Origin of the sequence: Arcobacter acticola (assembly GCF_013177675.1) — a bacterium.
GTDB classification, from domain to species: Bacteria; Campylobacterota; Campylobacteria; order Campylobacterales; family Arcobacteraceae; genus Aliarcobacter; species Aliarcobacter acticola.
On sequence record NZ_CP042652.1, the window covers coordinates 539,876 to 553,436 of the forward strand.

At 29.4% G+C, this 13,561-nt stretch carries 18 protein-coding genes; 9 read left to right on the forward strand and 9 right to left on the reverse strand.

Annotated features, from left to right (window positions below; all coding sequences use genetic code 11):
- Position 1: 1 nt before the first annotated feature.
- Positions 2 to 328, reverse strand: coding sequence for a c-type cytochrome (locus AACT_RS02800; protein ID WP_228720523.1), 327 nt, complete (start codon positions 326 to 328; stop codon positions 2 to 4).
- Positions 329 to 452: 124 nt separating this feature from the next.
- Between AACT_RS02800 and AACT_RS02805 the strand changes: the two genes are divergently transcribed.
- The gene (locus AACT_RS02805) at positions 453 to 1,073 is read left to right on the forward strand and encodes a tetratricopeptide repeat protein (protein ID WP_172124782.1); all 621 of its coding nucleotides are present in this window, start codon (positions 453 to 455) and stop codon (positions 1,071 to 1,073) included.
- Positions 1,074 to 1,082: 9 nt separating this feature from the next.
- On the forward strand, positions 1,083 to 1,268 hold the full coding sequence (locus AACT_RS02810; protein WP_172124784.1) for a hypothetical protein: 186 nt from the start codon (positions 1,083 to 1,085) through the stop codon (positions 1,266 to 1,268).
- Here AACT_RS02810 and AACT_RS02815 read toward each other — a convergent pair.
- From AACT_RS02815 to AACT_RS02850, 8 genes are all read right to left on the reverse strand, one after another.
- Positions 1,261 to 1,674: a DUF255 domain-containing protein gene (locus AACT_RS02815; protein WP_172124786.1), complete on the reverse strand. Its 414-nt coding sequence runs from the start codon at positions 1,672 to 1,674 to the stop codon at positions 1,261 to 1,263. The genes AACT_RS02810 and AACT_RS02815 overlap by 8 nt on opposite strands.
- 49 nt (positions 1,675 to 1,723) lie before the next feature.
- Entirely contained in the window at positions 1,724 to 3,442 is a 1,719-nt protein-coding gene (locus AACT_RS02820; protein WP_172124788.1) for a nitrite reductase, read from the reverse strand.
- 125 nt (positions 3,443 to 3,567) lie between these two features.
- Positions 3,568 to 3,723, reverse strand: a complete 156-nt coding sequence (locus AACT_RS02825) for a hypothetical protein (RefSeq protein WP_172124790.1) — start codon at positions 3,721 to 3,723, stop codon at positions 3,568 to 3,570.
- A 10-nt stretch (positions 3,724 to 3,733) separates the two neighbouring features.
- Positions 3,734 to 5,158, reverse strand: a complete 1,425-nt coding sequence (locus AACT_RS02830; protein WP_172124792.1) for a cbb3-type cytochrome c oxidase subunit I — start codon at positions 5,156 to 5,158, stop codon at positions 3,734 to 3,736.
- The gene (locus AACT_RS02835; protein WP_172124794.1) at positions 5,148 to 5,822 is read right to left on the reverse strand and encodes a c-type cytochrome; all 675 of its coding nucleotides are present in this window, start codon (positions 5,820 to 5,822) and stop codon (positions 5,148 to 5,150) included. Before AACT_RS02835 ends, AACT_RS02830 begins: the two co-directional genes overlap by 11 nt.
- Positions 5,823 to 5,838: 16 nt before the next feature.
- Positions 5,839 to 6,165 (reverse strand): hypothetical protein, encoded by a 327-nt coding sequence (locus AACT_RS02840; protein WP_172124796.1) that lies wholly within the window; start codon positions 6,163 to 6,165, stop codon positions 5,839 to 5,841.
- 137 nt (positions 6,166 to 6,302) lie between these two features.
- Positions 6,303 to 7,298, reverse strand: coding sequence for a type IV pili methyl-accepting chemotaxis transducer N-terminal domain-containing protein (locus AACT_RS02845; RefSeq protein ID WP_172124798.1), 996 nt, complete (start codon positions 7,296 to 7,298; stop codon positions 6,303 to 6,305).
- The gene (locus AACT_RS02850) at positions 7,295 to 7,960 is read right to left on the reverse strand and encodes a Crp/Fnr family transcriptional regulator (RefSeq protein ID WP_172124800.1); all 666 of its coding nucleotides are present in this window, start codon (positions 7,958 to 7,960) and stop codon (positions 7,295 to 7,297) included. The genes AACT_RS02845 and AACT_RS02850 overlap by 4 nt, the downstream gene beginning before the upstream one ends.
- A gap of 86 nt (positions 7,961 to 8,046) precedes the next feature.
- Here AACT_RS02850 and AACT_RS02855 point away from each other — a divergent pair, with 86 nt between their 5' ends.
- From AACT_RS02855 to rpsO, 7 genes are all read left to right on the forward strand, one after another.
- Entirely contained in the window at positions 8,047 to 8,964 is a 918-nt protein-coding gene (locus AACT_RS02855) for a glycosyl transferase (RefSeq protein WP_172124802.1), read from the forward strand.
- Positions 8,965 to 9,023: 59 nt separating this feature from the next.
- The gene (moaA, locus tag AACT_RS02860; protein ID WP_172124803.1) at positions 9,024 to 9,995 is read left to right on the forward strand and encodes a GTP 3',8-cyclase MoaA; all 972 of its coding nucleotides are present in this window, start codon (positions 9,024 to 9,026) and stop codon (positions 9,993 to 9,995) included.
- 127 nt (positions 9,996 to 10,122) lie between these two features.
- Positions 10,123 to 11,118, forward strand: coding sequence for a sodium-dependent bicarbonate transport family permease (locus AACT_RS02865; protein ID WP_172124804.1), 996 nt, complete (start codon positions 10,123 to 10,125; stop codon positions 11,116 to 11,118).
- A gap of 1 nt (position 11,119) precedes the next feature.
- Entirely contained in the window at positions 11,120 to 11,410 is a 291-nt protein-coding gene (locus tag AACT_RS02870; RefSeq protein ID WP_172124805.1) for a P-II family nitrogen regulator, read from the forward strand.
- Positions 11,411 to 11,446: 36 nt separating this feature from the next.
- Positions 11,447 to 12,598 (forward strand): 5-(carboxyamino)imidazole ribonucleotide synthase, encoded by a 1,152-nt coding sequence (locus AACT_RS02875; RefSeq protein ID WP_172124806.1) that lies wholly within the window; start codon positions 11,447 to 11,449, stop codon positions 12,596 to 12,598.
- Positions 12,595 to 13,122 (forward strand): 5-(carboxyamino)imidazole ribonucleotide mutase, encoded by a 528-nt coding sequence (gene purE / locus AACT_RS02880; protein ID WP_172124807.1) that lies wholly within the window; start codon positions 12,595 to 12,597, stop codon positions 13,120 to 13,122. The genes AACT_RS02875 and purE overlap by 4 nt, the downstream gene beginning before the upstream one ends.
- A gap of 102 nt (positions 13,123 to 13,224) precedes the next feature.
- Positions 13,225 to 13,497: a 30S ribosomal protein S15 gene (gene rpsO / locus AACT_RS02885; RefSeq protein ID WP_172124808.1), complete on the forward strand. Its 273-nt coding sequence runs from the start codon at positions 13,225 to 13,227 to the stop codon at positions 13,495 to 13,497.
- Positions 13,498 to 13,561 lie beyond the last annotated feature (64 nt).

The following is a 13,561-nucleotide window of genomic DNA, read 5'->3' on the forward strand; positions in this document are numbered from 1 at the left end:
TTTAATCCTTTTTTGATTTGAATGACATTATGAAATTTGTAATTGCATCAAGTTGCTCTTGTGAAAGTTCATCTTTAAAACTTGGCATTACAGATCTTTTATGACCTAATTGTTTGTACATAGATTTGGGAGCTATTATATGCCCTTGAATTTCTGCAACTGTTCTTCTGTTTGCAATCTCTTCAAAAGAAGGCCCAAAGGCAACAGAGGTTTGATGATGACATCCCCAACAATATTGTTTAAACACTTTTTCTCCATCTTCTGTTGAAGCATTTAAAGAATTGAGAAAAAATATTAGTACAAGAGGTAAAATAAATCTAATACTCAATTTGTACTCCTTTTTTTAATATAGGTAAATCTTAACATAAAGGGGGAAGTAAAGGCTTGATAGGTATCAATAAATTTTGAATAAAAATGGGTAAAATTAAAGATATATTTACAAAGGAAAAATGATGAAAAAATTTTTATTTTCAATGGCATGGGTTAGCTTATTATTTGGAAGTGATTATGATGTTGGTTTAGATGCTTATAAAAATAAAGAGTATAAACAAGCCTATGAATATTTTCTAAAAAGTGCAAATACAGGAAACTCACAAGCTGCCCATAATATATCAATTATGTATAATAATGGGGATGGGGTAGAAAAAGATATAAAACAATCAATATTATGGTTACAAAAAGCAAGTGATGGGAAAAATCCTTATGCCATGACTCAATTAGGAAGTAATTATATGAATGGCTTTGGTGTAACTAAAGATTATAAAAAAGCTTTTGCTTTATTTACAGAAGCTGCACTTTTAGATAACTCACAAGCAGCTTATAATTTAGGATATATGTATACAGTAGGACTTGGTGTTGGTATTAATAATAAAGAAGCTATTTCATGGTATGAAAAATCTGCAAGTTTGGGAAATGAAGATGCATTAATAAACTTAGGGTTTATGTATATTTCTGCGCAAGGTGTTCCAAAAGATATGAAAAAAGCTGCTATGTATATTAAAAAAGCTAAAGATAATGGAAATGAAAAAGCTACTTCTTTGTGGGAACAATTTGAATTAGAAAAAGAATTATAGGATTTAAAAATGGAAATTGTTATGTCTTTAGTATTTGCAAGTGTTCTTTTGGTTTTTATGATTTATCCAGCTATTAAAATTGTGGAATTTCTAGAAATAAAAATGACAATTACAGATAAAATGTATAATATTTTAACTGTCTCAATTACAATACTTTTAGCACTTATAGTGGGTGCTGGTTTATACTTTATTTAATATTTATAGATTTTAAAATATCTATAAACTCTTCTTTTGATTTAAAATCATAAATAGGGTGGGTTAAAAATGACTCATCCTTATATGATGCAAAAAATATACTTGGAAAATTTGTTGTATAAAATAGCTCTATTGGATATGAAGTTTTGTGTTCTACAGTTATTAAAACACTTATAAAGTTTGTATTTAAATAGTTTATATAATCTTGATTTTGGAAGTGCTTTCTTAATATTTCATTTGAGTTTTTATCTTTACTTGAAGCTATAAAAAGCATCATATTCTTTTTTTCTTTTTGAGCAATTTCTAGGGCTTTATCGTAAGAGCTGTACCATGAAATATTATTTTGTATATTGTTTGAAAATAGGTTTGAAAGAAGTAAGATTAAAATTAAGATTATTTTATACATAAGATAAAAAATACCCATCTTAAATAGATGGGTATTTAATTTTTCCTAATTAAGCACCAGGAATATGTTGTCTGTGTTCAACAGAGTATGTGAATGTAGGAGTTGTTAAGTTGTTAATATATTTAACAAATTTACCACTATCTGATTCATAAATACCAATTCTTCCAGTAGTCCACTCTGAAATCATAGTCCATTTACCGTGATTTGCAGGCTCTGCGTGTAAAAGTCTAGGTTGAACAGGTTCTGCAACTTTTTCACCAACTTTATCAGTATATTCTACAATTTTATCTTTTCCAATTTTTGGATTAGATTCAGGGAATGTTACAGTTTTATATTGTGTTGCATCCCAAGTTTGTAATACTTTTTTAGTTTTAGCATCAATTAACTGACCTTCAGTTTTACCAACTTTAACGATTTTATCAGTTTCTAAAGTTTCTTTGTTAATTAAGTAAACTTCATTATAAGTTTCAGGAGATCCTAAAACTGTATCAGCCCAAATATATGGAGTATCATGTGCAGTTCCAACAAATAATCCACCACCTGAAGTTTCAACTTTTTTAACAATTTCCCAATTTGAATCCCAAATTACAACAGAACCAATGTTCATAGAAACAGTTGCGTGTAATTGTTTTCCCATTTTTTTGTTAAACCATGAAGATCCTTGACCTGGATGCGGTTTAGATTTTTCACCTGTATAAACTTTTGCAGCTAAATTTTTCTCTTTAAAGTCAACGATACCCATTACGTCACTTCCTTGAGAAGCAATCATATAATATCTACCAAAATCTTCACCTTCATCTTCATTTAAGAATGCATCATGAAGAACTTTACCAATATTAGGAACATCTCCTACAATTGGGAAACCTGGTTTTGAATAATCAATTAAATATACTCTACCTGCATCTTTTAATGCCATAGCAAAATAAGGACCATAAGGAGTATCAGCTAAAGATGCAACCCTTGATGCTTCAATTTGTCCATCTATATTAATAACAGCTGATGTATCATAAGCTTTTAATGGTTCTAAAGTCATAGCATCACATAAAACTGCTCCACCTGGAGTATAGTTTCCTGCAATTACATATTTACCATCTGGAGAAACTGCAAGTCCTCTTGATTCAAATCCAACTTGAACAGATGCAATTGCTGGTTGACCAGGAGCTGCAATATCAAACATTGTTAATCTTCCAGATCTTGAAATTGAGTATGCATATCTTGGATTTTGTTTATTTGTAACAGTAACGTGAACAGCAAATCCAGCTTTATGTCTTGATAATACTTTTCCGTTAGTTGAGTCAATAAAGTCAACTAAAGATGCATCTCTTTCTGTTGCAAATGTAATATCAAGTACTGATTTTGTATCAACTGCATTTGGATATTTTTTAGCTAATTCTTCTCTATCTGTTAGTTTTGTCCAAGTACCTTTGATTTCTTCTAAATTTAATTTAAAGTTTGTATTATCTTTCCAATCCATTAACCAGTCAACCATACCATCAGCATCATCTTTGCTGAACATATGTTGCCATTGAGGCATTGCTGTATTTGGAACACCATTCATAATAGCATCTCTTAATACATGTCTTTCTTTTTTCTTTAATGCATCTGGTCTTAAATCAGAACCAACTCCACCTTGGTGAATTGGACCATGACAACCTTGACACTCTTTTTCATATACGTTTGGAAAATTCATAGTTGAACTTCCCGCAAATAAAGAACTTGCCGCTAATACTGAACACGCTGTTAAACTTAATACTCTACCTAATTTCATAATGTCTCCCTTACCTTTTTTTAATGTAAATTCATACCTTATTACCTATAAATAGTCTCTTTAAAACACCACAGTTTGGCTATTTATTCCTACCTACCTGAATCAAGAGCCTTAGCTCTTAATTCTTATTTTTGTTCGTCTTCTAATCTTTTTTTCTCTTGTTTATAAATCCAAAACATTGGAAGTACAATAAACGTGTGAAGAAATAAAGTTAATGTTAATGGACCTTGATTTAATGTTGCAAAAAAACTAGGTACCAAATCTGTCATTGGTTCAAACATAATATTCTCCTTATTTTTCGTGAATTGGATTTTTTGAAGTAGTTAATAAATCTTTAACTAAATATATAAATCCAACAAATGTCATAATCCCAGTTGCAAGTCTCCATCCTAGACCTTGAACAAACCATACCATATCTTGAGATACAAAGAACGCTTCCCAAGTTGCTCCCATTTGAGCTCTTTCAACTAGTACTTGACCATATCCAGCTATTGTTAAAGAAACAGTCATACCTAAAACACCAAATGTGATTAAGAAAATTGCCATTTTAGAATCAAATGTTGCTTTCATAACTTTAATACCATTTTTACCTTGAACACCCATATAGAACATACCAATTAAAATTGTTGCATAAGCCCCAAAGAATGCTAAGTGACCATGTGCTGACGTAAACTGCGTACCATGTGTATAAATATTAACTTGTGGTAATGTATGGAAGAATCCCCAAACACCAGCACCCAGGAAGTTACCAAAAGCATTTGTTACAAACCATGCAAAAGCAGGAGAGTTATTCATAACTTTTGCATCTGAATGACCTTCACCTTCTTTAATTCCAGTTTCTTTTCCCCAGTCATAAACAACGTGAACAAACATAGCAATTAAAGGAACAGGCTCAAGTGCTGAGAATAATGCTCCAATTTCCCACCAGTACTCAGGAGTACCAATCCAGAAATAGTGATGTCCAAGACCTAAGATTCCAGAACCAAATAACATTGAAACTTCAATCCATAGCCACATTTCAACTACTTCTCTTCTAGCACCAATGATTTTAATTAATCCATAAGATAATAAACAACCAACAAATACTTCCCATGTAGCTTCAACCCATAAGTGAATTACCCACCACCACCAGTATTGATCAACAGAAATATTATCTGTCCAGAACATACCTGCTAAATATAAACCAGCAAGTGCTAAAACGTCAGCCATTAATACTGTAACAATACCTGTTTGTTTACCTTTCATTGCAGTTGCAAAAAGATTGAAAACAAATACTAAAACAACAACAACAATACCAATATCAGCCCATCTTGGAGCTTCAATATATTCTCTACCTTCATTAATTAACCAAATAGTTGATTCAGTTGCAGGCCCAATTTGAACTAAAATATATACTAAAACAACAACAGTAACTGCAGCAGTTAAAACATAAAATGCTAATTTAGCTAATTTGATTCCAACTGTTTCAATACCTGTTTCTTCAGGTAATAAATAGTAAACAGAACCAATCATTGCATATAACATCCAAACAACTAAAGCATTAATATGCACCATTCTAGCTACAGAGAAATCAAAGATTTCAAAAAGAAAACTTGGATATAAAAACTGAGTAGCAGCAATAAGACCCATTACTAACTGAGCACCAAATAAAATAGCCGCAACTGTAAAATAGTTAATCGCTAATTTTTGAGATTCAAATTTTAGATTATTTACCATGAATTGCTCCTGTTACACCATCTGTTGACATTCTTGCAAAGTTTCTTGGGAAACCATTTGTATCAATTGATGACATATGTTTTAAAAATGCTACAAGCCCCATAGCTTCTTTTTCTGTAATACCAAGATTTGGCATCATTCTTTGATGTGTTGGGTATTGTGATGGATTTTGTAAAAATTTAGACATAGCTTCTTCTTTCGTAGCAGAATTAGTCATTCCTAAATATGAACCATTTGGTCCCCATGCTGGATCTAACCAAGATTTAGTTAAATCTGGAGCATAATAAGCACCATTTCCAAGTAATGTATGACAATTCATACAGTTTTTAGCTTGAGAACCTAATTTACCTAAGTGTAGAAGTTCTGCAGCTTCTTCTTCAGTCCAATCATCTCTACCAAAAAATTTCTCTTTTTCACCAATAACTGGCACCTCATGACCTCTTTTTGTATCCATTTCGTAAGTAATTTTATAATTAATTACCGTTGGACCTGGTACTCTTTTTGTAACACCAGCCTTAAGATCTGCATCTGTCCCCATACTAATTTGATCCATTGAATCAAATGTTAACCAAATTAGTAATATTGAAGCAAAACCAGTTACCCACGCAGCTGATCTTCTCCAAAATGGAATACTAGTCCATACTGAAACAACTTTTTTTGACACCTGTTCCTCCTAAAATTTATTGTTCATATCTTTGCTCAGATCTTATATTCAAATAATAATATAAGTGTGGAAGAATCAAATAACACACCATTGTTACCATTAAAGCTTTAATAGTAAAATCATTACTTTGAATTTTGTCTGCAACAAAATACATACAATATGTTTGTAAAGCCCAAAAAATGTATGCAAAAGGCATATACACTTTTTTTAATCTTTCCATTTTTACTAGCGTATAAATAGCTACATAAAACAGTCCAAACAGTAAAACAAAAGATGAAGATAAAAAGATAGGTAAGAAATCGTCAAGGGCAATTTCAGGTCTTATGATTAAGATAGGTTCCATTTTTTTCTCCTTTTTTTGTTCATACTAGAACTATGGAAAAATTTTAGTCTAAACCTTAGAAGAAAAAAATGATATATATCAATATTGAAAGAAGTATAAAGAGTATTTAGAAAATAGGAGCCTAAATAGGAAAAATCTTATTTAGGTTTGCAAGAATTAAGTAATTTATCAAGCTCATTTTTTAAATCTTGTAGTTTTTTAGTGGTTTTAATTAAGTCTTCTTGTGTTTGAATAACTATACCTTCGCTTTTATCAATTTGTCTTGATACTTCAGCTGAATTATTCAATTCATGAATGATTGTATTAAATTCATCATTTATCTCTTCAAGTTTAATTGAAGCATTTTTTGATTGTTCTACTGCGTTTGTTGAGTACGTCATTGCTGAGTTTATTTTATTTATAAAACAGTTTATTGTATCAGTTGCTTCTTCTATTTCTTTTTCAGCTTCAATTTTTATAGGTTCAAGGATTTGGTTATCTGAATTCTCTGCAAGTTTTTTTGAGTATTCAAAGAATTTCTTTACATTTGCTTCCATGGCTTTTAGTTGAGAAAAACTATAGATTATTAAAAGAAGGATAATAATAGTAAATGAATATTGAATAGATCTTATATAGTCAGTCTTTTTTTCATTATAAACTGTATACATAGATACTAGAATATCAACTTCATTTAACAGGGTATTATTTGTTTTATAAATGGAATGAACAGTGTTTTTTAAAAGATCTTCATTTGATAAATCTCTTTTAATAGTAATCTCTTTAAATTTACTTATATTTGAATAAAAATTATTCCATAATATTTCAACTTTAGAAATTTGATTTGCAATTTCATCATTTGGTGCACTAAACACACCTATTAAATCATTTCCATTTTTTAGTGAGTTAAGATTATAAATAAATTCAATAGTAGCTTCATCTAGTTCATTTTGTGATTCATTATTATGATAAAGATAAAATATATTTTTAGCAATTTTTTGAGTTAACATTCTTTGCTTTCCAGCTATATTTATAACAAGAGAATCTTTTTTATTTTTTTCATTTAAGTAAATAGTTGAAATAATAATACTAATCATTAAAATAATGAAAAATATACCTATTGATTTGATTTTATTGCTTATTGTATTTTCTTTCATACTCCAACTCCTTTAAAAATCGAAATTAACGCATCTTTATTGATAATTATTACATCACCATTTTCCACTAGGATTACACCATTTCTTGTTAATCTTTTTAAAACTCTTGAAAGAGTCTCCGGTTGGATATGAAGCATAAATGATACCTCTTGTCTTTTTAACTTATTAAACATATCTACATCTTGGTTTAACATAAAAGCAACTTTTGCAGTTGCATCAAAAACTAATTCCCTATTAACAATACATTGTAATTGATGAGTTTTTTCTAAAAGAATTTCTAACAATTCCATAGTTAAAATATTTTTTGATAAAAAATGTTCTTTGAATTTATCAAAATTTATTGATAAAATTGTTGAATCTTCTATAATTTCTGCATTTGAAAAACAGTAAATTTCATTCTGTTTTATAGAAGTTAATTCACTAATCATAGAGTTTTTATAAATATGGTATAAGAAGATTTCATTATCAAACTTATCAATTTTATATATCTTTATTAGACCATCAACTAGGAATAAAAGATTGTTGTTCTCGTCGCTTTCATAATATAAAATTGAATTACTTGAGTATGTAGATTCACTAGAAATTGATGCTATTAAATCAATTTGTTCATCATTTAGATTATTAAAAAAACTTATTTTTCTAATGCTTTGCTGAATAGACACGGCTCTCCTTAGTAATTGTTTTATTTAAGCAATTGTATATTATGCTTGTAGAAATATAAATTAAACGATAGAAATAAGGTAAATTAATGAGCTTTAAAAAATATATAAAAGCAGTTGGAACAGGGCCTAAGGGTAATAGAGAATTAGAAGAATCTGAAGTAATAGATGCAATTGAAGCTATTTTAGAAAATAGAGTTACACAAGCGCAAATTGGGGCATTTTTAATTGGATGGCGAACAAAACTTGAAACAGATGGTGAATTAACGGCAGCTGTAAAAGCTTTAAAAAAATATATGAAATTCTCAAAAGTAGAAAATTCACTAGAACTTGGATATTCTTTTGATGGAAGAGTAAATAATCCATTTTTATTTCCACTTTATGAAGAAATCTTAAAAAATTTCCATGAAAAAAATAAAGATATCACACCTTTACATCTGGTGATTTCAGGAGATTTAGTTCAACCTGCAAAAAATGGACTAACTACAAAAGAAATTTTTGACTCGCTTGACGTGGGTCAATATGTGCACTATTTTGATAGGGTAGAATACTTGAAAGAGTTAAGTTTATTAACACCACTTAGACATGAGCTTGGATTAAGAACAGTTTTTAATACTGTTGAAAAACTTTTAAATCCAGGATTAAGTGAATATGGTGTTACAACGGCTTTTCATAAACCATATGTGAAAAAATATTTAACAATGTTTAAAGAATACTACAAAGAAGTTTTAGTAGTAAAAGCAGCTGAGGGAAGTCCTGAAGTTTTTGGAAATGGTAAGTATTGGAAAGAAGTAGATGGAGAAATTACAGAAGTTTCATTTTCAATAAATGATTTTGGTATCACATATGATAAAACTTATGAAGATATCTCTTTAGAAGAAGCTTTAGAAATAGTTAAAAATCCATCTGATGAGGTTTTAAAACTAGCAAAATTTAATATTGCCTTATATTTAGTATTTGCATCTCGTGTAGATAATTTAGAAGATGCTTGGAAAAGGTTAAATTAATTTTACCTTTTTAAGTTAGGTTATACTATTCTAAGAGCTATAAAAAATAGGAATAAAATATGTTAATAGATGGATTTGGAAGAAAACACGATTACTTAAGAGTTTCAGTTACTGAAAGATGTAATTTTAGATGCCAGTATTGTATGCCTGAAAAACCTTTTTCATGGGTACCAAAAGAGAATTTACTTTCTTATGAAGATTTATTTAAATTTATAAGTGCTTCAATAGATGAAGGTATAAAAAAAGTTAGAATTACAGGTGGTGAACCTCTTTTAAGAGAAGGTTTAGATGTATTTGTAAAAATGATTTTTGATTATAAAAATGATATTGATTTAGCTTTGACTACAAATGGATTTTTACTACCAAAAGCAGCTCAAAAATTAAAAGATGCAGGTTTAAAAAGAATTAATATTTCATTAGATTCTTTAAACCCTGCAACTGCTGCTAAAATTGCTCAAAAAGATGTTTTATCTACAGTTTTAGAAGGAATTCAAGCAGCAGATACAGCTGGTCTTAAAATCAAAATAAACTGTGTTCCAATTAAAGGAATAAATGACGTTGATGTTGTAGAAGTTTTAGATTTTTGTAAAGAAAAAGGTTATGTTGTTAGATTTATCGAATTTATGGAAAACCACCATGCAAAAGATGGTGCAAAAGGATTAAATTCAGATGAAATAAAAGCCTTAGTTGCTAAAAAATATCCAAACTTTAAAGCAGTCCCAAGGGATACTAGCTCACCTGCTCAATATTATGAGCTTGAAGATGGATTTCAATTTGGAATTATTGAACCACATAAAGATGATTTTTGTGCTGCTTGTAATCGAATTAGATTAACAGCAGAAGGGTTTTTAATACCTTGTTTATATTTTGAAGATGCAATGAGTATAAAAGATGCTATTCAAAATAATAACGTAGATGAAGCGGTTGCAATATTGAAAAAAGTATTAGCTGGAAAACCAGAGAAAAACAAATGGTCAGTGCAAGATGATAATGAAGTTTCATCAAGAGCATTTTATCAAACAGGGGGATGAGTTCCCTTGTTATGGACTTATTACTTAAGATTAATAAAACATTAACTTTCTATTGGATAGCATTCGCAAATTATAATATAAGACTTTTAACTTAATATAATTTAATTTTTTATTAGGAGTTATTGTTATGAGTGTTGATTTAATAATGCAAAATATTCTTAACCCGCCAATATTATTCTTTTTTTTAGGAATGCTGGCAGTATTTTTAAAATCTGATTTATCTATTCCTCAACCACTACCTAAATTCTTTTCCCTTTATCTTTTAATCGCTATTGGTTTACATGGTGGATATGAATTATCTAAAAGTGGTTTAACACTTGATGTTATGAAAGCTTTATTATTAGCTGTATTTATGGCTATAATAGTGCCTATTTATAGTTTTTTCATTCTAAAAATAAAACTTGATGTCCATAATGCAATTGCAGTTGCTGCAACTTATGGTTCAATTTCTGCTGTTACTTTTATAACAGGAATTACTTATTTACAATCTTTAGGTGTTGAATATGGTGGATATATGGTAGCAGCCATGACACTTATGGAATCACCTGCTATTATCATAGCTTTAGTATTTGTTGCAATTTTTTCTAAAAAAGATAGCACAAAAGATAATGCTAAAAATGAGCCAAGTCATACCTCTTGGAAAGAAATACTAAGAGAAGCTTTTTTAAATCCTTCAGTATTTTTATTAATGGGAGCCTTGTTAATAGGAATTTTAACAGGTGACAAAGGTTGGACTTCAATGGAGCCATTATTTGGAGCTTTATTTAAAGGAATGTTAGCTTTTTTCTTACTTGATATGGGACTTGTTGCTGCAAAAAGAATATATGAACTTAAAAAACTAGGTTCCTTTTTAATATTTTTTGCAATATTAATGCCTATATTTAATGCAAGTATTGCAATGATGCTTGCATATTTCTTTGGTTTATCAAAAGGAGATGCATTTTTACTAGCACTTTTAAGTGGAAGTGCTTCATATATTGCAGTTCCTGCAGCCATGAGACTATCTGTTCCTGAAGCAAATCCAAGTATTTACCTACCTCTAAGTCTTGCAATTACCTTTCCATTTAATATATCATTGGGAATACCGTTGTACTACTTTGTAATCAATAGTTTATGGAGTTAATATGAAAAATATGAAAAAAATAGAGATTATTATCGAATCAATTTATCTAAATAGATTAATTGAATTATTTGATAGAAAAGAAATTACAGGTTATACAATAATAAGAGATGTTGAAGGAAAAGGTATAACGGGAATAAAATCAGCAGATGAAATAACTGACGTATTTTCAAATAATTATGTTTTCACAGTATGTGATGAAGATAAACTAATGAATATCGTTGAAGATATTAGAAGATTTATAAAAAAGTATGGCGGAAGATGTATTGTTTCTGATGTTTCATGGGTTTTATAATTTTAATGCAAAATATTTTAGAGGAGAAATTTATATATGAATAAAACTTTTAATTATTCTACTATGAAAGTAGGAATAATAGGAGGTGGACAATTAGGTAAGATTATGGCTCAAAAAGCTAAAAAAATGGGATTTCATGTAACTATACTAGATCCTACACTTAATTGCCCAGCTGCACAAGTTTCTGATAAACAAATAATTGGTGGTTTTCATGATCCAGAGAAACTAGCCCAATTAGTAAATGAAAATGATGTTACAACTTTTGAGTTAGAGCATGTTGATACTAGCATTTTGAAAAAAATGTTTGATGAGGGAAAAAATATTTATCCATCACCATATTTAATAGAACTAATTCAAGATAAATATAAACAAAAAGAGTTATTAGATAAAAAAGGTATTCCAGTACCTGCTTATAAAAAAGTTGATACAAAAGCTTGCCTTGAGAGTTTTGGTTTTCCTGTTATTCAAAAAGCTAGAAAAGGTGGATATGATGGGAAAGGTGTTGTTTTATTAAAAACAAAAGATGACTTATCAAAAGCTATTGAAGCTGAATCTTTTATTGAAGAGTTAGTTGATATTCAAAAAGAAATAGCTGTAATGGTTGCTAGAAACATTGAAGGTGAAATTTCTTGTTATCCAGTTGTTGAAATGCTTTTTGATGAAAGAGTTAATATCTGCGATATTGTAATTGCACCTGCAAGAATTGAAGAGAGTCTTAGAAAAGAAATAGAAGATATTTCTATAAAATGTATTGAAGCTTTAGATGGTGTAGGAATTTTTGGAGTTGAATTATTTTTAACAAAAGATAATAAAATCTTAGTAAATGAAATAGCACCAAGACCTCATAACTCAGGACACTATACAATTGAATCATGCTTAACTTCACAATTTGAACAATTAATTAGAGCAGTTACAAACTTACCATTAGGTTCAACAAAATTAATATCTCCTTCTGCTATGGTTAATCTTCTTGGAGAAGAGGGATATAACGGTGAGCCTGTTATTGAAGGAATTCATGAAGCACTGGAAATTCCAGGATTATCTTTTCATTTTTATGGTAAAAAAGAAACTTCACCATTTAGAAAAATGGGACATATAACAGTTTTAGATGAGAGTTTAGAAGAAGCATTAAAAAAAGCGCAAATAGCAAAAGAAATTTTAAAAGTAAAAGGGAGTGTAAAATTATGAAAAAGCCATTAGTTGGGATTATTATGGGGAGTGATTCAGATCTTCCTATTATGCAAGAAGCCGCAAAAATTTTAGAATTTTTTGAAATCGAATTTGAAGTTACAGTTGTATCAGCACATAGAACGCCAGAGCGATTATTTAAGTATTCAAAAGAGGCTGAAAAAAGAGGAATTAGAGTTATAATCGCTGGAGCAGGAGGTGCAGCTCACTTACCTGGTATGGTAGCATCAATTACACCACTGCCAGTTATTGGAGTTCCTGTAAAATCTGCATCTTTAGAAGGAATGGATTCTTTATTATCAATAGTTCAAATGCCAGGAGGAATTCCAGTTGCAACGGTTGCTATTAATGGAGCAAAAAATGCAGGAATTTTAGCAGCAGAAATTTTAGGTGTAAAATATAAAGAAATAAGACAAAAAATAAAAGCCTTTAAAAAAGAGTTAAGAGCAGAAGTAGAGCAAAAAGCAGAAAATTTAGAGAATTTAGAGTACAAAGAATATTTAAAAATAATGGCAAAAAAATAAATAAAAGATAGCTTATTTAAACAAATATAAAGCAATTTTTAACTAAAATTCGCATCCACTTTATCTTAAGTGAGAATAACATATACCTATTAGGAGGTCAACATGGCTTTAGATCAGGAAGTAAAAGCAGCTTTAGTAGCAAAATTCGGTAAAAAAGAGGGTGACACTGGTTCATCAGAAGTTCAAATTGCATTATTAACAGAGCAAATTAAAATATTAACAGAACACTTAAAAGTTTTCAAAAAAGACCATTCATCAAGATTAGGTCTATTAAAAATGGTTGGTAAAAGAAAAAGATTATTAAAATACTTAAGAGCAAAAGATTATGCTTCTTTCGTAGAATTAGTAGCTACATTAGGAATCAGAGCTAAATAATTTTAGTTTTCCTAGTTTTAGAAAAAGGGTCACAGTTTATGCTGTGACCCTTTTTTTTTGATTA

Bases quoted from the DNA above. Each gene is read 5' to 3' on its own strand.
- AACT_RS02865 (WP_172124804.1), top strand. From the start codon at position 10,123: ATGAGTGTTGATTTAATAATGCAAAATATTCTTAACCCGCCAATATTA.
- AACT_RS02810 (WP_172124784.1), top strand. From the start codon at position 1,083: ATGGAAATTGTTATGTCTTTAGTATTTGCAAGTGTTCTTTTGGTTTTT.
- AACT_RS02875 (WP_172124806.1), top strand. From the start codon at position 11,447: ATGAATAAAACTTTTAATTATTCTACTATGAAAGTAGGAATAATAGGA.
- rpsO (WP_172124808.1), top strand. From the start codon at position 13,225: ATGGCTTTAGATCAGGAAGTAAAAGCAGCTTTAGTAGCAAAATTCGGT.
- AACT_RS02855 (WP_172124802.1), top strand. From the start codon at position 8,047: ATGAGCTTTAAAAAATATATAAAAGCAGTTGGAACAGGGCCTAAGGGT.
- AACT_RS02825 (WP_172124790.1), bottom strand. From the start codon at position 3,723: ATGTTTGAACCAATGACAGATTTGGTACCTAGTTTTTTTGCAACATTA.
- AACT_RS02820 (WP_172124788.1), bottom strand. From the start codon at position 3,442: ATGAAATTAGGTAGAGTATTAAGTTTAACAGCGTGTTCAGTATTAGCG.
- AACT_RS02845 (WP_172124798.1), bottom strand. From the start codon at position 7,298: ATGAAAGAAAATACAATAAGCAATAAAATCAAATCAATAGGTATATTT.
- purE (WP_172124807.1), top strand. From the start codon at position 12,595: ATGAAAAAGCCATTAGTTGGGATTATTATGGGGAGTGATTCAGATCTT.
- AACT_RS02830 (WP_172124792.1), bottom strand. From the start codon at position 5,158: ATGGTAAATAATCTAAAATTTGAATCTCAAAAATTAGCGATTAACTAT.
- moaA (WP_172124803.1), top strand. From the start codon at position 9,024: ATGTTAATAGATGGATTTGGAAGAAAACACGATTACTTAAGAGTTTCA.
- AACT_RS02815 (WP_172124786.1), bottom strand. From the start codon at position 1,674: ATGTATAAAATAATCTTAATTTTAATCTTACTTCTTTCAAACCTATTT.
- AACT_RS02840 (WP_172124796.1), bottom strand. From the start codon at position 6,165: ATGGAACCTATCTTAATCATAAGACCTGAAATTGCCCTTGACGATTTC.
- AACT_RS02870 (WP_172124805.1), top strand. From the start codon at position 11,120: ATGAAAAATATGAAAAAAATAGAGATTATTATCGAATCAATTTATCTA.
- AACT_RS02805 (WP_172124782.1), top strand. From the start codon at position 453: ATGAAAAAATTTTTATTTTCAATGGCATGGGTTAGCTTATTATTTGGA.